Source organism: Pseudomonas sp. RIT778 (assembly GCF_019718735.1).
GTDB lineage: Bacteria > Pseudomonadota > Gammaproteobacteria > Pseudomonadales > Pseudomonadaceae > Aquipseudomonas > Aquipseudomonas aphyarum.
In genome coordinates this window covers 63452-86070 of record NZ_JAIHBA010000003.1, presented here as the reverse complement: position 1 = coordinate 86070, position 22619 = coordinate 63452, and the positions used below count along the sequence as shown (strand labels likewise).

At 60.8% G+C, this 22619-nt stretch carries 20 protein-coding genes and 1 pseudogene; 11 read left to right on the top strand and 10 right to left on the bottom strand.

Features of this window, described 5'->3' with window-relative positions; genetic code table 11:
* Positions 1–118: 118 nt before the first annotated feature.
* Positions 119–949, top strand: a complete 831-nt coding sequence (locus K5E37_RS02795) for an alpha/beta fold hydrolase (protein ID WP_179695498.1) — start codon at positions 119–121, stop codon at positions 947–949.
* 35 nt (positions 950–984) lie between these two features.
* Here the strand turns inward: K5E37_RS02795 and K5E37_RS02790 are convergent, their stop codons facing one another.
* On the bottom strand, positions 985–1377 hold the full coding sequence (locus tag K5E37_RS02790) for a GFA family protein (RefSeq protein WP_221533080.1): 393 nt from the start codon (positions 1375–1377) through the stop codon (positions 985–987).
* Between the two features lie 109 nt (positions 1378–1486).
* On the opposite strand from K5E37_RS02790, the gene K5E37_RS02785 reads away from it, so the two are divergent.
* On the top strand, positions 1487–2635 hold the full coding sequence (locus K5E37_RS02785; protein WP_221533079.1) for a GGDEF domain-containing protein: 1149 nt from the start codon (positions 1487–1489) through the stop codon (positions 2633–2635).
* A gap of 38 nt (positions 2636–2673) precedes the next feature.
* Positions 2674–3345, top strand: a complete 672-nt coding sequence (locus tag K5E37_RS02780; RefSeq protein ID WP_221533078.1) for a bifunctional 2-polyprenyl-6-hydroxyphenol methylase/3-demethylubiquinol 3-O-methyltransferase UbiG — start codon at positions 2674–2676, stop codon at positions 3343–3345.
* Between the two features lie 5 nt (positions 3346–3350).
* Here the strand turns inward: K5E37_RS02780 and K5E37_RS02775 are convergent, their stop codons facing one another.
* Together K5E37_RS02775 and K5E37_RS02770 are read right to left on the bottom strand one after the other, a co-directional pair.
* Positions 3351–4505, bottom strand: a complete 1155-nt coding sequence (locus K5E37_RS02775; RefSeq protein WP_221533077.1) for an NnrS family protein — start codon at positions 4503–4505, stop codon at positions 3351–3353.
* Positions 4506–4507: 2 nt separating this feature from the next.
* Positions 4508–4756 (bottom strand): transmembrane sensor/regulator PpyR, encoded by a 249-nt coding sequence (locus K5E37_RS02770; RefSeq protein ID WP_221533076.1) that lies wholly within the window; start codon positions 4754–4756, stop codon positions 4508–4510.
* Positions 4757–5018: 262 nt separating this feature from the next.
* Here K5E37_RS02770 and K5E37_RS02765 point away from each other — a divergent pair, with 262 nt between their 5' ends.
* From K5E37_RS02765 to K5E37_RS02755, 3 genes are all read left to right on the top strand, one after another.
* Positions 5019–5522, top strand: a complete 504-nt coding sequence (locus tag K5E37_RS02765; protein WP_221533075.1) for a VOC family protein — start codon at positions 5019–5021, stop codon at positions 5520–5522.
* A gap of 35 nt (positions 5523–5557) precedes the next feature.
* Positions 5558–6391 carry an AraC family transcriptional regulator gene (locus K5E37_RS02760; RefSeq protein WP_221533074.1) on the top strand — a complete coding sequence of 278 codons (834 nt, stop codon included), beginning with the start codon at positions 5558–5560 and terminating at the stop codon, positions 6389–6391.
* A 268-nt stretch (positions 6392–6659) separates the two neighbouring features.
* Positions 6660–10307: a hypothetical protein gene (locus K5E37_RS02755; RefSeq protein WP_221533073.1), complete on the top strand. Its 3648-nt coding sequence runs from the start codon at positions 6660–6662 to the stop codon at positions 10305–10307.
* Between the two features lie 53 nt (positions 10308–10360).
* Here the strand turns inward: K5E37_RS02755 and K5E37_RS02750 are convergent, their stop codons facing one another.
* Positions 10361–10948, bottom strand: a complete 588-nt coding sequence (locus K5E37_RS02750) for a LysE family translocator (protein ID WP_221533072.1) — start codon at positions 10946–10948, stop codon at positions 10361–10363.
* Positions 10949–11090: 142 nt separating this feature from the next.
* Here K5E37_RS02750 and K5E37_RS02745 point away from each other — a divergent pair, with 142 nt between their 5' ends.
* On the top strand, positions 11091–11846 hold the full coding sequence (locus tag K5E37_RS02745; RefSeq protein WP_221533071.1) for a type 1 glutamine amidotransferase domain-containing protein: 756 nt from the start codon (positions 11091–11093) through the stop codon (positions 11844–11846).
* A gap of 9 nt (positions 11847–11855) precedes the next feature.
* Here K5E37_RS02745 and K5E37_RS02740 read toward each other — a convergent pair.
* Together K5E37_RS02740 and K5E37_RS02735 are read right to left on the bottom strand one after the other, a co-directional pair.
* Positions 11856–14092: pseudogene (locus K5E37_RS02740) on the bottom strand (ATP-binding protein).
* Positions 14089–14694: a biliverdin-producing heme oxygenase gene (locus K5E37_RS02735; RefSeq protein WP_221533070.1), complete on the bottom strand. Its 606-nt coding sequence runs from the start codon at positions 14692–14694 to the stop codon at positions 14089–14091. Before K5E37_RS02735 ends, K5E37_RS02740 begins: the two are co-directional and overlap by 4 nt.
* A gap of 275 nt (positions 14695–14969) precedes the next feature.
* Here K5E37_RS02735 and K5E37_RS02730 point away from each other — a divergent pair, with 275 nt between their 5' ends.
* The gene (locus K5E37_RS02730) at positions 14970–15590 is read left to right on the top strand and encodes a LysE family translocator (protein WP_221533069.1); all 621 of its coding nucleotides are present in this window, start codon (positions 14970–14972) and stop codon (positions 15588–15590) included.
* On the opposite strand, the gene K5E37_RS02725 is transcribed toward K5E37_RS02730, so the two are convergent.
* On the bottom strand, positions 15587–16000 hold the full coding sequence (locus K5E37_RS02725; RefSeq protein WP_221533068.1) for a VOC family protein: 414 nt from the start codon (positions 15998–16000) through the stop codon (positions 15587–15589). The two genes, K5E37_RS02730 and K5E37_RS02725, sit on opposite strands and share 4 nt — an antisense overlap.
* A gap of 109 nt (positions 16001–16109) precedes the next feature.
* On the opposite strand from K5E37_RS02725, the gene K5E37_RS02720 reads away from it, so the two are divergent.
* Genes K5E37_RS02720 through K5E37_RS02710 form a run of 3 tightly spaced genes read left to right on the top strand, consistent with a single transcriptional unit; the run spans position 16110 to position 18643 of the window.
* A complete protein-coding gene (locus tag K5E37_RS02720; protein ID WP_221533067.1) occupies positions 16110–17192 on the top strand; it encodes a bifunctional transcriptional activator/DNA repair enzyme AdaA in 1083 nt (360 codons plus the stop codon).
* 23 nt (positions 17193–17215) lie between these two features.
* Positions 17216–18013 carry an isocitrate lyase/phosphoenolpyruvate mutase family protein gene (locus tag K5E37_RS02715; RefSeq protein ID WP_221533066.1) on the top strand — a complete coding sequence of 266 codons (798 nt, stop codon included), beginning with the start codon at positions 17216–17218 and terminating at the stop codon, positions 18011–18013.
* Positions 18014–18016: 3 nt separating this feature from the next.
* Positions 18017–18643: a DNA-3-methyladenine glycosylase gene (locus K5E37_RS02710; RefSeq protein ID WP_221533065.1), complete on the top strand. Its 627-nt coding sequence runs from the start codon at positions 18017–18019 to the stop codon at positions 18641–18643.
* A 135-nt stretch (positions 18644–18778) separates the two neighbouring features.
* On the opposite strand, the gene K5E37_RS02705 is transcribed toward K5E37_RS02710, so the two are convergent.
* The 3 genes from K5E37_RS02705 to aguA all read right to left on the bottom strand — a co-directional run bounded on the left by K5E37_RS02705 (position 18779) and on the right by aguA (position 22540).
* Positions 18779–20164 carry a hypothetical protein gene (locus tag K5E37_RS02705; RefSeq protein WP_221533064.1) on the bottom strand — a complete coding sequence of 462 codons (1386 nt, stop codon included), beginning with the start codon at positions 20162–20164 and terminating at the stop codon, positions 18779–18781.
* 160 nt (positions 20165–20324) lie between these two features.
* A complete protein-coding gene (locus tag K5E37_RS02700; RefSeq protein WP_221533063.1) occupies positions 20325–21422 on the bottom strand; it encodes an extracellular solute-binding protein in 1098 nt (365 codons plus the stop codon).
* A gap of 2 nt (positions 21423–21424) precedes the next feature.
* Positions 21425–22540 (bottom strand): agmatine deiminase, encoded by a 1116-nt coding sequence (gene aguA / locus K5E37_RS02695; protein WP_007957016.1) that lies wholly within the window; start codon positions 22538–22540, stop codon positions 21425–21427.
* Positions 22541–22619: the final 79 nt, after the last annotated feature.

Below are 22619 nucleotides of genomic sequence, written 5' to 3'. Positions count from 1 at the left end.
CCACCGGTCATGCAGCACCGTTCGGGAATTCTTCGATCAAAGTGCCGACTTTGCTCCTACAGTTGATCCGGTTGTCATCGCAAGACCTGCCCCTTCACACTTTCCAGGAGTCGCGAACATGGGATATGTCACAACGAAAGACGGCGTCGAGATCTTCTACAAGGACTGGGGCCCGAAAGACGCCCCGGTGATCCACTTCCACCACGGCTGGCCGCTCAGCGCGGACGACTGGGATGCGCAGATGCTGTTCTTCCTTGCTCAGGGCTTCCGGGTCGTGGCCCATGATCGACGGGGTCACGGGCGTTCGAGCCAGGTCTGGGACGGTCACGACATGGATCACTATGCCGACGACGTGGCGGCGGTGGTCAACCATCTGGGGACGCAGAAAGCCGTGCATGTCGGCCACTCCACCGGTGGCGGCGAGGTGATTCATTACATCGCCCGCCATGGCGAGGATCGAGTCTCTAAAGCCGCGATCATCAGCGCCGTGCCGCCACTGATGGTGAAAACCGAGAGCAGCCCCGGCGGCTTGCCCAAGTCAGTGTTCGACGATCTTCAGGCGCAACTGGCGGCCAATCGTTCGCAGTTCTATCACGATGTGCCGGCCGGCCCGTTCTACGGCTACAACCGCCCCGGGGCCAAACCTTCGGAAGCGGTGGTTCTGAACTGGTGGCGTCAGGGCATGATGGGCGGCGCCAAGGCCCACTACGACGGGATAGTCGCGTTCTCGCAGACCGATTTCACCGCCGACCTGAAAAGCATCTCGATCCCGGTGCTGGTGATGCACGGCGACGACGACCAGATCGTGCCGTATGAAAACGCCGGTGTGCTGTCGGCGAAACTGCTGAAAAACAGCACGCTGAAGATCTATCCGGGCTTCCCCCACGGGATGCCGACCACCGAGGCGCCGACGATCAACGCAGATCTGCTGGCGTTCATTCGAGGCTGATAGTGGCCGGGGTCAGGCGCCCTGCCTGACCCCGTCTACTCTTCGGTTCGCCCCGCCCTCTCGCGATCACGCACATAGTGTCGGGCCAATGGAAAGGCCGGCAGCCACGACTCGCGACGCACCGTCCACAGCTCATAGGTGGGCTGGAATTGATCCGGTGCATCCAGCGCGCCCAGATTCACCTCGACTTCATCGCCACTGCGGCCGAACACCGACGAGCCACAGCGCGGACAGAAATGTCGCCCGGCATAGTCATGGGTTTCGCCAGTAATCGTCACCGCCGCCTCGGGAAAGATCGCCGACGCGGCAAACAGCGCGCCATGGTGTTTGCGGCAATCCAGACAATGGCAAACGCCCACCCTGTAGGGTCGCCCTGACGCCTCGATCCGCACTTCGCCGCACAGACAACCGCCGGTCAATCGGTCCATGGCACACCTCGTCTGAAAATGGAATATCCGGTGAGTGAAAATAGCAGCCCACTGGGGGAACGCTTACAATCGTGGCCCATTAATACTATTCAGGCAGAACCGTTCTTTCATGGCGCTCGATCCTCTCACGATGCTCACCATTTCCACCGCCCTGGCCGCGGCGGCCGCCCTGTATCTGGCGGTCGAATGGCGCAGCATCCGCGAACCTTCCCTGCTGTTCTGGAGCGCCGGTTTCGCCACCATCACCGTCGGCTCCAGCCTGGCCCTGTTGCGCGCCAATGGTTATCCGCTGATCGGCATCTGGTTCGCCAACGGCTTGCTGGTAGTTGCGCACTGGCTGTTTCTGCTGGGGGTCGCGCGGTTTACCCAGCAGCGCTTGTCGCGAGCCTGGTACTTGATGTTCCTGCTCTGGCTGGCGTTGTTGCTGCTACCGGAAGACCCGTCGTGGTCGAAGATCATGCTGATGGCCAACTCGCTGCTGGTGGCCGCGTTGATGCTGCGGGCCAGCCTGTTGCTGCGCCCGCACGGCAAATCGTTGAGCGTCGGCGCGGTGCAATTGCGTTATGTGCTGCTGATCCACGGCGCGTTCTATTTCGCCAAGGCCATTATCGCGGTGATTCCCGGCACGCTGATCGATCTGGCGTCGCTGCGCGGCGAAATCATTCAGATTTCCCTGGTCGAGGGCGCGATGGCGATCATGCTGATCGCGCTGTCGATGACCGGCACCGAGCGCTACCGGCGAGAAAAGCAGATTGCCGAACTGGCCGCCCGGGATCCGCTGACCGCGCTGTACAACCGCCGCGCCCTCGAAGTCCGCGCGCCGCGCCTGCTCGATGAAGTCTCCAGCGCCCGCCCCGGCGCGCTGCTATTGATCGACATCGACAATTTCAAACTGATCAACGACCTGTACGGCCATACCGCCGGCGACCGCTTGCTCATCGCCCTCAGCGAAATGATCCGCGCGGTGCTGCCCAAAGGCGCGCTGGCGGCACGGCTGGGCGGTGACGAATTCGTCATGTTGTTGGGCGATGCGTCCCACGCACAGATCATGGTGCTGGGCAGCGCGCTGCGTGAGCAGTTTCAGCAGATGACTTCCCAGACCTATACCACCCCGCAGGCGGTTACCCTGAGTATCGGCGCCAAGGTGTTCGATCAGCCGCCGGCCAGCCTTGCGGCGTTGATCGAGCAAGGTGACAGCGCGCTCTACGAATCCAAGCGCGGCGGACGCAACCGGATTCAACTGGCCGACTACACCTGACCTATCCTTGCCTGCATCCCGTAACGTCGGAGTTCGCAATGTCCTCGCCTGAATCCACCCTCCTCCAGAGCTGGCACCACAACGCCCTGGCCTGGACCGAAGCCGTGCGCAGCGGCGCCATCGAGAGTCGCCGGCAGGTCACCGATCAGGCCATTCTGCTGGCGGTGATGGGGCGTCAGCCGGAGCGCGTGCTCGATCTGGGATGCGGTGAGGGCTGGCTGTTGCGGGCGCTGGCCGAGCGAGGATTTGACGCAGTCGGCGTGGACGGCGATGCGACGCTGGTCGAGGCCGCGCGGGTGGCCGGTTCATCGCCCGTGCATGTCGCCAGCTACGAAGAACTGGTTGAGGCAAAGGTCGACATCGGCCGCGACTACGATCTGATCTGCGCCAACTTTTCCCTGCTGCATCAGGACATCATTCCGCTGCTCGCGGCGATGAATGCCCTGCTCGTGCCGGGCGGTGCGCTGGTGATCCAGACGCTGCATCCGTGGTCGGTGGCAGCGGGTGATTATCAAGATGGCTGGCGGGAAGAAACCTTCGACGGGTTCCAGGGCAAATGGCAGCCGATGCCATGGTATTTCCGCACCTTGTCCAGTTGGCTGAATGCGCTGGACATGGCCGGCCTGCAGTTGACCGGCCTGCGCGAACCGCAGCATCCGCAAAGCCCGGTGCCGCAGTCGTTGTTGATGATTGCCGAGCGTCGCGCTTAAAACGCTTAGAGCCTCGGCTGGAGCAGAATCCCGGTGTAGTGCCGCAAAAACAGCGCGAACCCCGCGCACCAGAGCACCACCGACAGCCCCAGCCCCAGACTGGAAAACGGCACCAGCAACACCCGGCAACCCGCCGCAATCAGCACCAGCGCAAACCCCAGCACCATGCCTTTCGAGGGCTTCAACAACCGACCGGTATGGCCAAGGCTGACCCGCGCAATCATCGCCAGAATCAACCCGCCCACCCCGCCGACCGCCAGTGCATGGGTCGCCAGGCTTTGCTGGCCGATCAAGCCCAGATGCCACAGCGCCATGGCCCAGATTGCCAACGCCATCCAGCCGTAAGCCAGGTACAGCGACCACAGCAGCGGCACGCGCCACATCCCGCGATCATGCCAGCGGATCAGCCGCATCAACTGCAAACTGCCGGTCAGCACGAACAGGCCTGCCAGCCATAGTCGGGGCGAATCATTGAGGCCTGCCGTAAAAGTGACAGCGGTCAGCAGGCTGCCGATCAACAGCAAACGGGTTGGCAGTGGATTGGCAGCAGGCGCCGGTGGACGGTTCAAGCCGCGCTGGATAAAGAACGGAATCACTCGCCCGCCGATCACGGTCATCAGCGCCGCCACCAGCCACAACGCGCCCAGCACACCCTGGCGTTGCAGGCCGGCGTCGTCGTTGTAAAGGCCGATCAAAGTCAGTACCTGACAACCCGCCATCAACCCAAGCACCAACACAATCGGATAGTTGTCGCGTTTACGCGCGGCGACCAGATCCCGTCCCAGCATCACTGCCAGCAGCGGTAGAAACCCCCATTGCAGCGCCAGAACCAGTCCGGTCGGCAACGGCAGCCACCAGGCCACACGCCCGAGCAACCAGACCGAGACCAGCGCGATCAGCGCCCCGCCGCGCACGCCGGGAATGCCGGTCCAGTTGGGCACCGCCGTCAGCAGGAATCCGGCAACGATTGCCGCCGCGAAACCGAAGGGCATTTCATGCCGATGCCAGGCGAGCATGCCGCCCGCCGGTTGCAGGTCGAACCAATGGCCGTAAAGCCACAAGCCCCAGATCAGGATCGCCAGCGCGGCGAATCCGGCCCCGGCCAGAAACAGCGGCCGGAAGCCCAGGCTGAACAGCGGCGCATCGACGAGTCTGCGCATGGTCAAGCCACCACGGCGGCGTGATGCTGGCCCAGCCGATATTGAGACAGGAGGCGCATCACGTAGCCGATTTTCAGCAGTGTCGGGCCGATGATGGTCATGGCATGCATCGCCACCAGCAGCGCAATCGGCATGTGGCCCTGATAGAGGTAGGCGCCGTAGATGCCTGCCAGCAGCATCACCAGACCGGCGACGAGGATCTTGCTCGACAGGTGCAGAACGTTCAGCGGATTCTCGAAGAAAGTGAACATGTTTCGTACTCCTGAGCGGATCAGTTTGTACGTAAAGCAATTCAACTTGCGTGCCAGATTTCCAGCCCAGCAAAATCAATCAGTTACGAAAATACGAGTCAATTTGACACAAGCACGTAAGAGTCTTTTTGACACCCACGAAAGTCAATACGACTACACCCCACTTTAACAACAGCCAACCACTCGACCCATGGCGCTGCCAGCTGATCACAGACTGACTACTCTGTTATCCAGCGTGTCTAACCTGCCGAGGATGACTGCCATGCAACGCTTTCAAAAGCTGACTCCGTGCCTGTGGTTCGACGATCAGGCGGAAGCTGCGGCGAAGTTTTACTGCTCGATCTTCGACCACTCGAAAATCACCGCCCTCACCCACTACAGCAAGGTCGGCCAGGAATTCCACGGCCGCCCGGAAGGCTCGGTGATGACCGTCAGTTTCGAACTCGACGGCCATACCTTCACCGGCCTCAATGGCGGGCCGATGTTCAAGTTCAATGAGGCAATTTCGTTTCAGGTCAATTGCCAGAACCAGGAAGAAGTCGACCATTTCTGGGGCAACCTCAGCGCCGGCGGCCCGGCGGAGGCGCAGCAATGCGGCTGGCTCAAGGACAAGTTCGGCGTGTCGTGGCAGATCGTCCCGGTGGCCTTCATGCACATGATGACCGACCCCGACCAGACCAAGGCACAACGGGCGATGCAGGCCATGTTCGGGATGAAAAAACTCGACATCGCCGAACTCGAGCGAGCCTTCGCCGGCCAGAGCTAATACACTCGGGCACTGGCCTGCCGAGAACCACAACGATGAAACACGCTGCCGCCAAGAACCCCGAGCAAGCCCCGCGCTTCTGGCGCGACGACGCCCTGCCCTTCATCGAAGCGCGGGTCATCGCCGACGGCCGTGAGGTCTGCTATTCACGGCACTCCCACGCGCACTTCTCCATCGGCGCGATCACCGCCGGGCGCAGCACTTACTTGCATGAGCAATCATCTTTCGAAGTGACGGCCGGCACCGTGGTGCTGATGAATCCGGGGGACGTGCACGCGTGCAACCCGATCGATGATCAGCCGTGGTCGTATTTGATGTTGTATGTGGAAACGCCGTGGCTGACCGATCTGCAGCATCAGCTGGGGTTCAATGCGGAACTGGAGTTTCGGCGGTTTTCCGATACCCATTTGAATGACGCCCGCCTGTTTCGCGACTTGAATGCGTTGTACGCGGTATTGGTCGACGAACAGCAAGATGTCCTTTGCAAACAGAGCGCCGCAGTGGAGTTTTTCAGCGACCTGCAACTGCGCCTGAACCCTATCGAGCAGCCGCTGCGCGAACCGAATCTCAAACTCGAACGCGCCGCCGACTTCATTCGCCAGCATTGCACCGACCTGCTCAGCCTCGACGACATCTGCGCCGCCGCTGAACTGTCGCCGTCGTACCTGATCCGCGCCTTCAAACAGCATTACGGCATGACGCCCCATGCGTTTGTGGTCAACCAGAGAATTCAGTTCGCCCGCGAGTGTTTGCGGCGCGGGCAGTTGATTGCGGATGTGGCACTGGAAGCCGGCTTTGCCGATCAGGCGCATTTTCAGCGGGCGTTCAAACAGCATCTGGCGGCTACGCCGGGGCAGTATCGGGGGTAAAAGCAAAAACGGCCTGCAATGGGCCGTTTCGGTTTAATTCTACATACCCGGAAAGATATACATATTTATCGCCAACAGTGCTTCAGGCCTTTAAAAACAGCCACCCCTCTCATTCACGCCACCACAAAGAAACACTTCGAACATTAATCCACGCCAACTTTTCGCCTTGGCGCCTTACTCTAAAAACCTGTCTGCCGCACAAACACGACAATCAATAAACAACCACCACATTTCATTTATTTCGCTATCAGAGAATGGATTCTGAATCATGAAGCCAATAGACAACTATGCTTACGACTCCAAAAACACACTTCAGAAGAAGACAGTAAGCCAGACCATTGCAAACTTTATCGGTGATAAATACGCCATTGAACGTCTTGGCTGGAAATGTAACGAAATCCTTGTTCCGTGCGTGGAGGACAGCGCGTTCGACCAAATCCACCGCAGCGGCAAAGTTTCGCTTTCCATACTGCTGCGCCACGACGACTTTCACTTTGTCCGCGCTCGCCGCAAGATCCCGGAAAACGCGATTTTTCTGCTGAATGAGAATGGCCGGCTCTACTTCAGCCATCGAAACATGGTCTCCAGCAACGACCGGCCCGCTACCCCGTTTGTATCTCCGCAGGAGATCACCGCCGATGTCGCGGGTCTGGCGGATTTCGACGATAACCTGCCGCTATTGGCCAAGGTCGCCGCCTCCAGTGGCGGCTGGATCATTACGGGAGACGAAGTTATGGTCGGCCAGTGGCTGCGTTTCAACGGGCTGCAAGTGCCGGACAACGAACAAGACACCCGCAACCTGCTCGACCTGTTGAATTTCTCGACATTGCCCGAGCCACCGAAGTACGGAAACTATTGGCAACTTCTGGACGCCCCCGACGAGTCGCCGTTCAAACTTGAGGGAAACAACCGGGCAATCATTCTTGATCTGATACAAAGTTGCACGCTGGATTTTGAGGCCATCGTCAATGGCCTCGGCAGACGAGTGCAGATTGAAGGCACGCCGGGCGATGGCGCTATAACCAGCACGGACTATCGCCTGCAGCAATTGATCGAAAGTGCGGCATCCCGGCACGGACAGTACTATCTTTCCAAACTTGGTTGGCTCACTGAAGCAGCCGCAAAACAACAATCGACTGAAATCATGGAGCAACTGGCGGTTGCCGTGATACTGCTTGACCTGGACCCGGCGCTCGATATTGCCAACACCCACTTCGCCGGTTTCGACCTGTATTCCAAAGGTTACTTCAAACAGCGTCCGGCCCAGGTTCGAACAGACCTGGAAGCGCATCTGATCAAGAACCTTCACGTCGAACCCTCGCTTGCCCCACTGGTGACGCAGATGATTCTGGCAGGCATGGCGCCGGAGTATCTCTTCACCGACTGGCCGTCCAGCCTGCAAATAGGGACACCGGCCTGGGTGATCGCTACGCAGGCTGTGCATCTGGTCGAAGCACTGGTTCCCGGCACCAGCCGCAAAATGACCTATCAACATCTGATGGGATTCAGCCAGTCGACGAAATCCCTCGCGCCACTGGCAGCTTTGCAAGCCGAAGGCTCGGTGGATCCGGTGGTGACCTGGGCCTGGATGAACGGCCTCATCACGCGAGATGCGCAAGGCAATCTCGACGCAAAAGAGATCGAGCGCGCCACGCTCGAATACGATCAATACATCGCCATGATGCTGGAAGCCGCCGAACGGTTTTCCAGGCCGTTGCCCGATCGCATACAGCTCGCATTGCAAGAATTGAAGTCCCAGGAACGGGATTGTGACCCCGATGAACTGCTGGTCAAACATCGCGGCGGTGGCGGTGGCGCGGGCCGTAAAGTGTCGGTGCTGGACCTGTACATGGGTGACGAGCTTCACACCAAGGACTGGGATCGCCTCAAAGGCACCAGCATCTATAAATCCTTTCCTGAACTGCCTTTTCTGTTTCCCGTTGCCGACCTCTACGAAACCGCGACCTCCAGTCACTTCGACGCCGTTCTCGGTGGGCTGGCGCGCAACATCCAGATCGCCATTTCACAGGTGCTCCCGGAGGATGCGGCGTCCATTGAATACGGGGCGATCGGTGTCTATTGCGTTCAGAAGATGAACTACAAGCCGGCGAGAACCAACGGTCGCGGCGGCGTCAGCCCTGCCAGATATATTCCGGGAGAAACCGGGCGTTACGGGGTCATTCTCTGCGTACAACTCGGTTACGCCATCAAATGCTTCGAGCTGTTTCCTCTCCGGATGGAGTGTCGGTACAACCCGGAGCTTGAAGCATTCTTCGAGCCACTGGTTTCCGGAAGTTTCTTCAAGTTCGACACTCGGTTCACCGATCAGGAAGAGCTTGAAAAAGCCCCCGTTGATCTGCAGGCCTACCTGCAAAACGTCGCCCCCAGAACCAGCATCAAATCCAGAATTCAGGTGCGCAAGATCGGTGTGCTGGAAGCGCCCCGCGAGCGCAGCGATGGCACACCTCTTTATCGCTCTCCTCGCATGGAAATCCTGAGCCGGATGATCGCCGAGAAAAATCCGTACATCACCGAGCAGGAAATCCACCAACTGGGCCTGCAGCAAACCGTACGGGAGAAGGCGATTGAAAAGACCGATGCCATCTTCAACATGATTCTCAACCTGATCATTCCCTTCAAGAGCTGCGTGGAAGGGCTGACTTCCGGGGATCCGAAGAAACACGGTGGCGCAATCTTCGACTGCATTGTCGATGCCGCCGTACTGGCGATGACCATTTTCGCCGCACCTGTGGCAATCGCTGCCGCCGCCAGCAAAGCCGCGAGCATCGCCGGTAAACTGCTGTCGGCCTCGCGGATTCTGGCAAGCGCAGCCCTCAGCCTGTTCAACCCTTTATCGGGCTTGCCGCAACTGCTCAAGGCCGGAGGCAAATTACTCGGCCGAGGCGTCGCGAAACTGAGTGGACATGCCCTCTCGCTGGCACATCAGGCCAAGCAGCAACTCAGGTTCCTGACCGGCGCAAACAGTTACGACCTGCTCAAAGTGATTGATCACACCGGCTCGGCAACCCACGCGCGGATGTCGCTGGACACGATTTCACATGCTCGGGCGCTGCTGAAAAGCGATGCCATCGAAACCGCTCAACACATCGTCACGCGCTTGAGCGACAAGCACTTCAAGTTGCCCAAAGGGGCTACCGAAACGGAATTGCGCCATCTTGCGAACAACGCCGTGAAGGAAACAGCGTACCAGTCGAAACAGGCAGTTGATCTGGAGTCGCTGATCGGTCGCAAGGCTTTGGAAGAACTGACGGAAGCGTTCATCAAGGGCCACCCCGTTCAGCTCAACGATGCGCGCAGCACGGCACAGGGTTACACCGAAACGCTGGCAGTCCTGTACGAACTCGAGAGCAAAAAAGCCCGATTCATGACGGGCTATCAGCAAGACATTCTGAAACTGGATCTGGGCAAACCACCCTACAACGACGTCATGCCCGATTCGCTGTTCAACCCGCAGGGGTTCACCGATCCTTCACAACGCGCGACCGCCTGGATGTTGAAAGGCTCGACCTCCAACGGCAACGACTTCGAAAACATCCTTGGTGTATTGCGCGAATACACCGCGAACAAGGCCTCCCTGACCGATCCGAACGTGATCAGGGAGATTCATCGCAAACTTGTGCCGGAAGCTGTAGGGCGGGTGCGCGACGCCGGCGCACCGACCAAGTACGGCAGCAGCCCGACCGGATTCGCCTTGCTCGAGCAGCACCTGAAAAACCTTGACCCAAGCCATCCGCACTTTGATAAACAAGTGCTGGGGGCTGTGGTCGGATTCCAGGGGTTCGGTGACGGCAACGGCCGTACGGCCAGCGCTTTGTATTCGATCAGCCAACTGCGCGAAAACCGCTTCACGGCCATGCCACCCCATGTGTTCAGGGAGCTCAACGGCATTTTCTAAGGGATTTCGCATGAATTGAACTCAGGTCCGTACTCCGTTTGCCGGAGTACGGATCAGGGCAACAGCAAATACCCCGCACTCACCGCCAACAGCAACGCCATCACCCGGTTGAACAAGCGCATCCCTGCCGGATTCCCCAGATAGCCACGCAAAAACGTCCCGGCATACGCCCAGCACCCCACCGACAGATAACAAATCACCAGATACACCGCCGCAAACTGCCACACCAGCCGCGCCTCGCCATCGGCGACAAACGCGCCCATCCCCGCCACGCAGGCCAACCAGGCCTTGGGGTTGAGCCATTGCATCACCGCGCCGTAGAGCATCGACGGTGCCCTGCCCGATTCTCCCGAACTCAACCGGCCGTCATCGGTAGCCAGTTTCCACGCCATGAACAGCAGAAACGCCACCCCGGCCAGTTGCACCACGCGGGTCAGCGACGGCCACAGTTTCAGTACTTCATGCAGCCCCAGTCCCATCAACACCAGCAACAACACGAACCCCAGCGTCGCCCCGGCTACATGCCGCTGGCTGGCACGAAAGCCGAACTGCGCTCCCGAACTCAACGCCACGATATTCACCGGCCCCGGGGTTATGGACGCGGCCAGGGCAAACGCCGCCATCGACACAATCAGACTCATCGCACACCTGCTTCAAATCGAGGAACAAGGCGCTCACAGTAGCCAGCGCACACCGGACGGTATTGAAGGAAATTACCCCCGCTCGCGCAGACCCACTACGCTCTGGCTATGCGATCACTTTTGACCAGGAAGTCTGCCCTCGATGATCTTGATTCTGCTGCCCTCTGCCGATTACGACCCCACCGAAAGCAGCGTGCCCTGGCAGGCACTGCGCAACGCGGGCATTGAAGTACGTTTTGCCACGCCACAAGGCTTGCCCGCCCACGCCGATCCACGGCTGGTGGATATCGGCTTCGGCCTGTTGAGTTCGATGCTGATGACACGCAAGGCCGATCTGGACAGTTACAAGCAGATGATCGAGTCCGATGCGTTCAGGCAGCCGCTGGCGTATACCGATGTCGACACGAACCAATTTGAAGGTCTGTTGATTCCCGGCGGACATGCCAAAGGGATGTGCACGCTGCTGGAGTCCACACAGGCTCAGCAGATCGCCCTGCAATTTTTCAAAGCAGAGAAACCCGTGGCGGCGGTGTGTCATGGCGTGTTGTTGCTGGCGCGCACGCTCGATCCCGACACCGGGCGTTCGGTGTTGTTCGGGCGCAAGGTGACGGCGTTGCTCTCGGCAACCATGGAGATGCCGGCGTGGCTGATGACCGCTGCGTGGCTGGGGCGCTACTACCGCACCTACAAGCAGACCGTCGAAGCGGAAGTGAAGACCGTTCTGGCCAGCAAATCCGACTTCATACGCGGCCCGCTGATCGCCAAACGCGATGGCGCGAATAACCTTCAAACGGGATTTGTGGTGCGCGACGGCCAACTGCTGACAGCGCGCTGGCCCGGCGATTGCCATCGATTCGCCGCAGAATGGGTGGCCATGTTGCAGGCCACCCAATGCTGATCGGCTTTTTCAGTCCTGACGCGGCACGGTGAAGCGGAACTCACTGCCCTGCCCCGGCTCACTCTCGGCAACGATCCGCCCGCCATGGGCCTCGACGATGCCTTGCGTGATGTACAGGCCCAGCCCGGTGCCGTTCGGATTGCCTTCCTTCACCGTCCAGTAACGGTCGAACACATGCGGCAAGTGATCCTTGGGAATGCCTTCGCCGCTGTCGCGGACCGTGAAGACGATGTCGTCACCGACCGATTTGGCATACACGTCGACCGTGCCCAGGCGCGGGGTGAACTTGATCGCGTTGCCGACCAGATTCGACAGCACCTGAAACAGCCGCTCGGGATCGGCGTGGATGCTCAGATCGGGATCGGCCTCGAACGAGATGCTGATGTCCTTGTCCAGCGCCAGCGGTGCGAGCAGTGATTGCGCCTCTTCGAACATCTGCGCGACATCGAGTTTCTGCGGCGCGATGGTGTAGCGCCCGGCGTCGATTTTCGAGGTATCGAGCAAGTCTTCCAGCAGCGTGTTCATGCGCCCGGCGGCTTGCTGCATGGTATCGATGGCGGTCGAGATGCGCCGCGAAGTGTGCGGCCCGTCCGAGCTGAAAGCCTTTTGCATCATGCCGCAGAGCATCGAGATCACGGTCATCGGGTTGCGCAGGTCGTGGGACACCACCGCCACCAGTTCGTCGCGGGCGCGCACCGCTTCCTGCTCGCGGCGCACCTGACGGGCCAGGTCATTTTCCAGCGCCGAGCGACGCAGGTCGTTGGCGGCAAACAGATCGCCGTGGCTCCACTTGGTGGAAATCCCGGCCATCTCGACCTTCCAGATTTCGAACGAAGTACGCGGCCGCAGGCGCAGGCCGGCGTCGGAGTTTTCCAAATCCAGCGGCTTGCGCGGGTCGCCGCTCCAGTTGATGTTCTCTTTGACTTCGGGGCGGAACCACAGCACGCCGTTGTCCACCGGTTTCGGCAGGCTCATGGCGAGCACACCGCTGGCGACCTGCTGATACTGCGCAGCCGGCGGATAGACGCTGGCCAGGTGATGACTGGCAAACACCGGCTCGCCACGCTCCTGCAGCCATTTGTGCAGGGCTCGAATTTCTTCCGGCTCCGGGCAGTTGCCGTAACGGTGCAATTGCTTGTCTTCGATGATTGCGATGCCGCCGGCATTGGCCAGCGCCATCAACACCTGCGGCTGATTGGCCAAGCCATCGAAGACGTTCTGTGGCGAATCGATCATCGCCTGATTGAGCAGCGCCAGCGCCTCGACCTTTTCCTCCCGTTGACGGCTGACCTCCAGCGCTTCCATCGCGCTGATCTGCAACGACAGCACCTGGCCGATGGTCTGGCATGCGGTGCGCAACTCGTGCGGCACGTGCAGCGGCTGGCGGTTGCCGCAACTGATCAAGCCCCAGAGCCGGTCGCCCTTGAGCAGCGAAATGCTCATCGAGGACAGTACGCCCATGTTCTTCATGTACTGGCAGTGGATCGGCGACACGCTGCGCAGCGTCGCGAAGCTCAGGTCCAGCGGGGTCTGGGTGTCCGGGCGCAACTTGGGCACCAGCGGCACCGGTTGGTAGTCGGCATTCGGAATGATCCGCAGCCAGTTGGTGCGGTACAGCTCGCGGGCCTGCTCGGGGATGTCGGAGGCCGGGAAGAACAAGCCGTTGAACACTTCCATCGATGGGTCGGACGCTTCGGCGATAACCTGACCGTGGCCCTCCTCTTCGAAGCGATAGATCAGCACCCGGTCGTAACCGGTCATGGCCTGGATTTCCCTGACGCTGATGTCGTACAGCGCCTGCAGGCTCTGAGCCTTTTGCAGGCGCGCGAGCATCCGTCCCAAGTGGGTTTCGGTGCCGGCGACGTTACGCGGCTGGAAGTTCTCGACGTGGATTTCCAGCTCCAGGATCAGCACATCCTGATGCCGGTGCAGCAAACCTTCGAACGCTGTGCCGTTGAGGCGAAGTGCAGCGGCGGCGCATCGGACAAGGCCGGTTGCTGCAAGGCCTCGCGAACCTGCGCGGCATGAGCATCGCCGATCAGGCTTTGCAGTGGCTGGCCGATCAGCTCTTGCGCCGGTCGCGCGAGCAAGGTCTCGACGTTGGCGCTGATCTGGATGATCGAAAGGTCCGGCTCGCTCAGGGTCAGCAGCAAACCGTGCGGCTGGATCGCGCCGGGAAAGCGGATCGGCTCGTCGGCGCAGTTGGCCAGCAACTCTTCAAAGGCTTCTTTGTCTTGCGGGGTCATACCAGAACCTCCTGGCTTTCGAGCCAGCGCTCGAAACAGCTGAATGTAGTGTGGGCGGCCGCCACGACGGCTTCACGCTCGTCGGCGTCCATCGGGCGACTGCCCAGGTATTCGATGAAATCGCGCCAGCGCCGGCCGGTGGCAGCGCCGTAGATGTCCAGGAACGCTGCACCGTTGTCCGCGTCCAGGCTCAGTCGTGCGGCGATTTCCCGGCGCAGGATCTGTCCGCCGAGGGTTGCGCCTTCCAGCACGTACAGCACGCCCAGGCAGGCGGCGGCGGAGTCGATGGCGGGCAACTGGCGGCAGAGCGAAAACGCTCCACCATTCGCGCCCAACGCTTGCAGATCGCGTTGCAGGGTCGGCGCCTTGAGGCGCGAAACCAGATCGAAATCGTCCGGGATCTCGCCGCTGTCCTGCAATGCATTTTCCAGTGGCTGATAGAAGCCGTAATAAGCGCGCATCAGTCGCTCGAAGGCCTGCAGATCAAGGGTGTCGGAGAAGAAAGGAAGGCGTTTTTCCAGTGCAATGTGCAGTTCGGCCGTGCCGGCGCGCAGGTCCTGCAACACCGGTGGTACATGAACCTCGCGGGCCTTTGCTTGCATGTAGTCGCTCGTACAGTGGGCCGCCTGGGGCCATGGGGAAATGGAAAAGCATTGCGCGAAAGCTTACACGGCAATTGTCCTTTCTGACCCGCCAGATGATTTTTTTCTGGCGGATTCATCACCCTGTGACGAATTCAGAGTTGACGGGACGGCAGAAAGTTCGAACGGATGTACGCCCGACCGTCGCTGTACCGCGACACTGCTGCCTGACTGTACGGTTCAGGCCCGCACGCCCGCGTGATAAAAATACCGCTCCCGTCACCGGAGCCCGCCCCATGGATCTCGCCACCCTCTCCCTGTTTCTGCCCGCCTGCTTCGCCTTGAACATGGCGCCGGGGCCGAACAACCTGCTGTCGGTCAGCAACGCCACCCGCTACGGCTATCGTCGCGCCTGCGTGGCCGGGATCGGTCGGTTGCTGGCGTTCGCCGGAATGATCGCCCTTGCGGCGGCGGGGCTGGCAGTGGTGCTGCAAACGTCCGAACTGTTGTTCTATGGGATCAAGATTGTCGGCGCGGGGTATCTGCTGTATCTGGCGTGGCAGCTGTGGCGGGCCAATCCTGCCGCCGAAGACGCGGTTACTGCGCCGGCGAGCGGGCTTCTGGCCCTGGCGCGTCAGGAGTTGTTAGTGGCGGCGGGCAATCCCAAGGCAATTCTTATATTCACCGCTTTTCTGCCGCAATTCGTCGACCCGACCCGCGCCATCACCCCGCAGTTCATGCTGCTGGGCGTGCTGTTCCTGCTGCTGGAATGGATCGCCATCAGCGCCTACGCCTACATGGGCCTGCATATGCGCCGCTGGTTCGCCGAGCCGCGCGGCAAACGGATTTTCAACCGTTGCTGCGCGGGGCTGCTGTCGGCGGCGGCTTCGGTGTTGCTGATGGCCAAACGCGCCTAAGCTTCGGACGGGCCTTTGAGTTCGACCTGATTGCCGTCCGGGTCGAAGCAGTACAGCGACAGGCCGTAGCCCTCGGCTCCAAAACGGGTGGCGGCTTTTTCGACGGTCAGGCCGCAGGATTGCAGATGGCTGACCAGTGCCGCTTCATCGAACGGCTCGATGCGCAGGCAGAAGTGATCGACGTTGCGCCGTTCGCTGCCGGCAGCGGCGCCACCCTTGCGGCCGATTTCGCCGTCGAGGTCGACCAGATCGATCATCGACGTGCCAGCACGCAGGTGCACCAGGCCGAACTTTTCGTTGCGCTTGACCACTTCGGCACCGAAGACCCGGTCGTAGAAATCAATGCTGCGTTGCAGATCGGCGACGCGCAGCACGATGTGATCGATGTGTTGAATCGTGAACGGTGGCATACCTTCATTTCCCGAGTTGTAGCGACCCGATCACTGTAGTGCAGCGGCCCGAAAATTCACTGTCGATTTTTCGGTGGAGCCATCGAATAACTGGTTTTATCCTCGGCCCATGAACATACAAGCCGCTGTCCTGCCCCCTCACGCCGAAATGGTTCGCGCCATGCTCGCAAGCGATACTGCCTATGAAGGCGTGTTCTTCACGGCCGTGAAAACCACCGGGATCTTTTGCCGCCCTACCTGCACGGCGCGCAAGCCGAAACCGGAAAACGTCGAGTTCTTCGCCCACGCTGACGAATGCCTGTCCGCCGGTTATCGCGCCTGCTTGCGCTGTAAACCGCTGGACGCTGCGGCCATCGCCCCGGACTGGGTGCAACGGCTGCTCAAGGCCGTCGACGCCGATTCGGAGATGCGCTGGAGCGATGCGCAACTGCTCGCCGAGGGCATCGAACCGCTGAAGCTGCGGCGTTGGTTCAAACAGCATTTCGGCATGACTTTCCATGCGTGGCTGCGCACCCGGCGGCTCGGTGTGGCATTGGGCGGGATCAAGCAAGGCACGTCCATCGATCACGCGGCGTTCGATTCCGGCTATGAATCCCTCAGCGGTTTTCGCGATGCGTTTCAGAAGTCGTTCCACATCACGCCGGGACGCGCGGCATCCAGCGAGCCGTTGCTGTTCACCCGCCTGACCACGCCGTTGGGGCCGATGATCGCCATGGCAGAACGACGCGGGCTGGTATTGCTGGAGTTTCTCGACCGTCCGGCGCTGACCCGAGAAGTTGAAGAATTGCAGAACCGCTACGGCTACGTGGTCGCACCGGGGCACAACGCGCATTTGCAGCAGATCGAAAACGAGCTGGCGCTGTACTTCGCCGGCAAGCTGAGCGAATTCAGCGTGCCGCTGCACCTGCCCGGCAGCGAGTTTGCCCGGCAAGTCTGGAGCGAACTGCGGCAAATCCCCTACGGCCACACCAGCACTTACGGCACCATCGCCGCACGACTGGGCAAACCCGGCGCCAGTCGCGCGGTGGGGCTGGCCAACGGGCACAATCGGCTCTCGATTGTCGTGCCGTGCCATCGGGTGATCGGTGCGGACGGCTCATTGACCGGCTATGGTGGTGGGCAACCGCGCAAGGCGTTTTTGCTCCGGCTGGAAAACGCCGCCGTGCAGCTGACGCAACCTCTGGCTTTCTGAACAACCGACAAGAAGGGATCTCGATGAACTCGCTCGACACTCAGTTTCACCAGTTGCACCACGATGGCCTGCTGATCCTGACCAACGTCGCCGACGCCACCGGTGCGCGGCTGGTCGAGCAGTTGGGTGGCAAAGCTGTCGCCACCAGCAGCGCCGCTGTCGCCTGGGCCCACGGTTATCCGGACGGCAATACCCTGCCGCTGGAGCGTTTGATCAGCACCGTGGAGTCGATTGCCCGGGTCATTGAGGTTCCGTTGAGCGTGGACATCGAGGCCGGTTATTCCGATGACCTCGGCCGGGTTGCCGAAGTGATTGATGCCGTGCTCGCCGCGGGCGCGGTCGGGATCAATATCGAAGACGGCAGCGGCACGCCGGAACTGCTGGTGCGCAAGATTGAAGTCGCGCGGCAAGTGGCCGACAAGCGCAATGTGAAGCTGTTCATCAACGCCCGCACCGACGTTTACCTCAAAAGTCTGGTGCCGGCCGAGGATCGTGTCGCCGAAACCCTGCACCGCGCGGCGCTGTATCAGGCGGCCGGGGCGGATGGATTGTTCGCTGCCGGGGTGACATCTGCCTACGAAATCGAAGCGATCTGCAAAGGCACGATACTGCCGGTCAACGTTCTGGGCTTCGCTTGCCTGCCTTCCCCCGAAGAACTGCAAACCCTCGGCGTACGCCGCTTGAGCGCTGGTTCCGGGATCGCCGAGTTCATGTACGGCGCCATGGGCGCGCTGGTGAAAAGCTTTCTCGCCAGCGGCAAGCTCGACACCCATGACCTCAAGGCCTTCACCTACGGCGAAGTCAACGGTCTGTTGAAGTAAGTCATGCCTGATCCCTACCAACCGGCCAGCGAATTTCTGGCCAGCCTCGACGCCGACTGGCAGCGCCACATTGCTGCGGTCGGCCCTTGCCTGCATCAGCCGCATCCGGCGCGCGAACCTTATGAGTCGCTGGTGCGGGCGATCGCCTATCAGCAACTGCACGCCAAGGCGGGCGATGCGATTGTCGGGCGGTTGGTGGGGTTGTTTCCCGGACAGACGTTTCCGCGTCCGGAGCAGATTCTGGCGACGGACTTCGATCAATTGCGCGGTTGTGGGTTTTCGGCGGGCAAGATTGCGACGATTCAGGGGATTGCCCAGGCGACTCTGGACGGTGTGGTGCCGGATTACGCCACGGCGCTGGCGATGGAGGATGAGGCGCTGATCGAGCAATTGGTCAGCCTGCGCGGGGTTGGGCGCTGGACCGTTGAGATGTTGCTGATTTACAGCCTGGAGCGGCCGGACATTCTGCCGGCGGATGACTTTGGGGTTCGCGAGGGGTATCGGCGGTTGAAGGGGCTGGAGGTGCAGCCTGCGCGCAAGCAGATGGTTGAGATCGGGTTGGACTGGAAGCCGTTTCGGACGGTGGCGGCCTGGTATTTGTGGCGGGTGCCGAAAAGCCCCTCACCCTAGCCCTCTCCCAAGGGAGAGGGAACCGATTGGGGGATATTTCAGATATACGCCGACTTGATCCGGTTTTACTGAATCCTTGATCGATTGGGAATATCAGCTCGATGTATACGGTCGGCGCGCTCTGCCTTTGGCTATTTACGGAAAGATCATCTTCATCTCTTTGTCCGAATAATTGTAGTTCCAGCGCAACTCGGTTCCCGCCGCAATATCCTCCGAGGCAAACAGCGCGTTCAACATGTAGGGCCGGTTGACCAGCCGGTCGCCGATCAGCATGTCCGCTTCGACTTTGAACCCGACGATCTGCACGTTATAGCCGTCCGGCGATTGATGGATCGGTTTGCCGGTGGCGTCGTATTCGAAGTTCGAGTTGATCCGCGAAATGATGTTGTCGCCGATGACCACAACTGGATCTTCAACAAACTTTCCTGGTGTGTAATGCACGCTGAAACCCGCCAGCATGGTGAACGTCTGTTCTTCGCGTCGTACCAGACGCACCGGGCTGAGCGTCCCGCCGTAGAGGCCCAGCGCCTCGCCTTTGCTGATTCGTTTGTTGGCGACCACCATGAGTTGTCCGATCAGCGCTTTTTCGCCAGGGACCTTCATGTCGGCCTCGGTAAAGGTGCGCAGCTCGAGTTTCTCTTCGTAGAGCCTCGCGACGTCTTCATAGCCTTCGAACTTGATGTAGGGCTTGATCGGCTCCGAGCGGAAACGCTCCCCGGTGGTCAGTGTGACCAATGTCTCCAGCTTGCGGATCCGCACCGGTCTGCCCAGGGTGTCGCGTAGCGGGTATTTGCCGTTGTTGGCACGGTCGTAGGTGCCCAGGCGATTGCCCCGGAAGGAATAGCGCACTTCATCGCGCATGCTCACCAGTTCCTGATCGGTGTAGGGCTTGACCGGCATCGATTCGGAGGCAAGCTCGAATTCGTCGTCGGCGTCGTCCGCACGAGCCCGTCCTTCGTCGCCCTCCGGATGCGGCATGGCCTCCAGTGTCGAGGCGACTTCACTTCGCGGGTCGGGGGTGCGAAAACGGTCGGTGGCAAACTCTTCCAGCGGGTGCCAAAGCTTGCCGTCGCTGTCGCGCTCCAGCACCGGGCCGGAAGGATTGAGTTCGCTGGCCAGTCTGGCCCGGTACAAACCGGTTTGCGGGTCGGCGCCGACCTGAACGATGCCCTGACCGGGCAATTCGGCGAACTGACGCCCCTTGAACGTCCTGAAGCCGTCGGCGTCGATGTCTGTCAGCCGGCTCGCCGCCGGGACGTGATACGCCTCCAGCGACGGTTGCCCGACGGTGGGCGCGACCTCCACCACCGGCAGTGCATCGCGAAAGGTGATCGATGACGGAGGGCTGACAACCTCGTGGCTGTGATGGGGCGTCCGTGCGCCACTGAAAACTGCGGGCGGCTCCGGCAGATTGCCATGGACACTCGGTCGAATCACCGGCCCCGACGCAGAGCCGTCGGTGGAAGGTTTCAAATGAACATCGGCCGGGCCCGAGCCCTTGACCGGCGGTTTGATTGGCATGTTTTTCTTCCTTGAAAAGTGGCCACTCCAGATCCTGAAAAGTCAGGAGCCGAGAGGGCATCCGGCGTCATTGCCGGTTCAGATCCATGGCGAAAAAACTACCAGACTCACCCCCACACGCCCACGTACAAACCGCTTCAGGATGATTCCCGCCCCCCGTTCACAACCCCGACTTCAACCGGCTGAATGCCCGGATCAACGCCCGGTTGAACGCCTTGCCATTGTCATTCTTGCTGTACAGCGAAGCCCTCACCGCCTGCGGTGGATAGGTCCCCGGATCATTGCGAATCGCCGGATCGATCAAGCCATCCGCCGCCGTGATCGCGTTGGCGTAGTGAATGGTGTCAGTGATCGGCGCGATCACTTCAGGCGTCATCAAATAATCCATCAATGCCAGCCCGGCCTCGGGATGCGGTGCATCCTTGGGAATGACCATGGCATCGAACCAGATCAGCGTGCCCTCCTTCGGAATCCGGTAATTCAACTTGAACGGCTTGTTGGCCGCCTGAGCCTGACCCGCCGCGATGGCAACGTTGCCGTTCCACGACATCGCCACGCAGGTGTTGCCGTTGGCCAGGTCGCTGATGTTGAGGTCATTGTCGAAGTAGCGGATGTACGGGCGGATCTTCGCCAGTTGCTGCTCGGCGAGTTTCAGGTCGTCGAGGCTCTGGCGGTTGATGTCCAGGCCCATGTACTTCATGACCGCCGCGAACACTTCGTTCGGGTCGTTGAGCAGGCTCACCCCGCAATCGGCGAATTTCGACACCACTGCCGGATCGAACAACATCGCCCAACTGTCCCTCGGCGCGTCCGGCAGGCGCTGCTTCACGGCCTCCTCCTGATAGCCGACGCCGGTGGTGCCCCAGGCGTAGATCCCGGCGTAGCGGTTGCCCGGATCGAACACCGCCATGTGCTGACGGAACTCATCGCCGACCCCGGCAAAGTGCGGGAGCTGCTGCTTGTTCAGGGTCTGGATCGCGCCGCTCTCGATGGCCCGCGACAGGTGCTGGCCGGCGGTCAGCACCAGGTCGTAGCCGCTGCGGCCGGTGAGCAGTTTGGTCTCGACGGTTTCCAGTGAATCGAAGTGATCGGCGACCACCCGAATCCCGGTTTTCGCCTCGAAATTCTTCAGGGTATCCGGGGCCAGGTACTCGCCCCAGATGTACAGGTTGACCACCGGTTTCGCTGTTTCGGCAGCCTGCACACACAGGGGTGCAAGCACCAGCAATAACGCTTTACTCAGTTTGTGCAGGCCCATGGTCAGGCTCCTTTTTTCTGGCCGGCGTATTGCGGCATGGTGATGCACGCGACGTTGCCGCCACCGAGCAGGATTTCCCGGGAGTTTTCGATGCCGACGATCTTGTGCTGCGGGAACAGTTCGGCGAGGGTCGCCAGCGCCACCTGATCGTTGCGATCACCGAACAGCGGCACCACGATCGAACTGTTGCCGGCGTAGTAGTTGATGTACGACGCACAGATTTTGGTGCCGGCCTGGCGGGTGTGGGTGCTGTCCTGCTGATCGAGGCCTTCGGCTTCTTCGGCGGTCCACTCCAGCACGTCCGGTTGCGGCAGCTTGTGCACGATCAGTTCGCGGCCACGGCTGTCGCGGGTGCTGCGCAGGATGTCGTAGGCCTCCTGATAGATTTCCCACTGCGGATCGTCGCGGTTGTCGGTCCATTGCAGCACCACTTCGCCGGGGCGCACGAAGCACGCGAGGTCGTCGACGTGCCCGTCGGTTTCGTCGAACTTGCAACCGCGCGGCAGCCAGATCACTTGCTCGGCGCCGAGGTAATCGGTCAGCCGGCGGGTCACTTCGTCCTTGCCCAGGTGCTGGTTGCGATTGCGGTTGAGCAGGCATTGCTCGGTGGTGAGGATGCTGCCCTGGCCGTCACTCTGGATCCCGCCGAGTTCGGCAATCAATGGCGCGCGATAACGGTCGAAGCGTTCGATTTCGAGGATCTTGCTGGCGATCTGGTCGTCCTTGTCCCACGGGTAGTAGAGCCCGCCGTCGAGGCCGCCGTAGGCGTTGAACTCGAAGTCGACGCCACGCACTTCACCGCTTTGATCGTTGACCACAAAGCACGGGCCGCTGTCGCGAAACCAGGTGTCGTTGCAGGTCATCTCCACCACCCGCACTTGCGGCGGCAACTGACGGCGGGCGGTGGCGAACTGGGATGCCGAAGCGCAGACCGTCACCGGTTCGCTGTGGGAGATCGCGGTGACGATCTGCACCCAGACTTTCTGTGCAGGCTTGGCGCCGTTGCGCCAGACGTCGGTGCGCTCCGGCCAGCCGAGCCAGCAACCGGACTTGGCTTCGAATTCGCCGGGCAGACGGAAGCCGTCCTGTTTCGGGGTGGAGTCGAGCAAACGTGCCATGGTCAAACCTCGTCATCGGGATGGGAATGACCTCAGGCTACGGTCGTGGGCGGTCGCGCCGCCAACGATGATTATTTCG

Coding starts and splice junctions, on each gene's coding strand:
- K5E37_RS02795 (WP_179695498.1), top strand. CDS start 119: ATGGGATATGTCACAACGAAAGACGGCGTCGAGATCTTCTACAAGGAC.
- K5E37_RS02790 (WP_221533080.1), bottom strand. CDS start 1,377: ATGGACCGATTGACCGGCGGTTGTCTGTGCGGCGAAGTGCGGATCGAG.
- K5E37_RS02785 (WP_221533079.1), top strand. CDS start 1,487: ATGGCGCTCGATCCTCTCACGATGCTCACCATTTCCACCGCCCTGGCC.
- K5E37_RS02780 (WP_221533078.1), top strand. CDS start 2,674: ATGTCCTCGCCTGAATCCACCCTCCTCCAGAGCTGGCACCACAACGCC.
- K5E37_RS02775 (WP_221533077.1), bottom strand. CDS start 4,505: ATGCGCAGACTCGTCGATGCGCCGCTGTTCAGCCTGGGCTTCCGGCCG.
- K5E37_RS02770 (WP_221533076.1), bottom strand. CDS start 4,756: ATGTTCACTTTCTTCGAGAATCCGCTGAACGTTCTGCACCTGTCGAGC.
- K5E37_RS02765 (WP_221533075.1), top strand. CDS start 5,019: ATGCAACGCTTTCAAAAGCTGACTCCGTGCCTGTGGTTCGACGATCAG.
- K5E37_RS02760 (WP_221533074.1), top strand. CDS start 5,558: ATGAAACACGCTGCCGCCAAGAACCCCGAGCAAGCCCCGCGCTTCTGG.
- K5E37_RS02755 (WP_221533073.1), top strand. CDS start 6,660: ATGAAGCCAATAGACAACTATGCTTACGACTCCAAAAACACACTTCAG.
- K5E37_RS02750 (WP_221533072.1), bottom strand. CDS start 10,948: ATGAGTCTGATTGTGTCGATGGCGGCGTTTGCCCTGGCCGCGTCCATA.
- K5E37_RS02745 (WP_221533071.1), top strand. CDS start 11,091: ATGATCTTGATTCTGCTGCCCTCTGCCGATTACGACCCCACCGAAAGC.
- K5E37_RS02735 (WP_221533070.1), bottom strand. CDS start 14,694: ATGCAAGCAAAGGCCCGCGAGGTTCATGTACCACCGGTGTTGCAGGAC.
- K5E37_RS02730 (WP_221533069.1), top strand. CDS start 14,970: ATGGATCTCGCCACCCTCTCCCTGTTTCTGCCCGCCTGCTTCGCCTTG.
- K5E37_RS02725 (WP_221533068.1), bottom strand. CDS start 16,000: ATGCCACCGTTCACGATTCAACACATCGATCACATCGTGCTGCGCGTC.
- K5E37_RS02720 (WP_221533067.1), top strand. CDS start 16,110: ATGAACATACAAGCCGCTGTCCTGCCCCCTCACGCCGAAATGGTTCGC.
- K5E37_RS02715 (WP_221533066.1), top strand. CDS start 17,216: ATGAACTCGCTCGACACTCAGTTTCACCAGTTGCACCACGATGGCCTG.
- K5E37_RS02710 (WP_221533065.1), top strand. CDS start 18,017: ATGCCTGATCCCTACCAACCGGCCAGCGAATTTCTGGCCAGCCTCGAC.
- K5E37_RS02705 (WP_221533064.1), bottom strand. CDS start 20,164: ATGCCAATCAAACCGCCGGTCAAGGGCTCGGGCCCGGCCGATGTTCAT.
- K5E37_RS02700 (WP_221533063.1), bottom strand. CDS start 21,422: ATGGGCCTGCACAAACTGAGTAAAGCGTTATTGCTGGTGCTTGCACCC.
- aguA (WP_007957016.1), bottom strand. CDS start 22,540: ATGGCACGTTTGCTCGACTCCACCCCGAAACAGGACGGCTTCCGTCTG.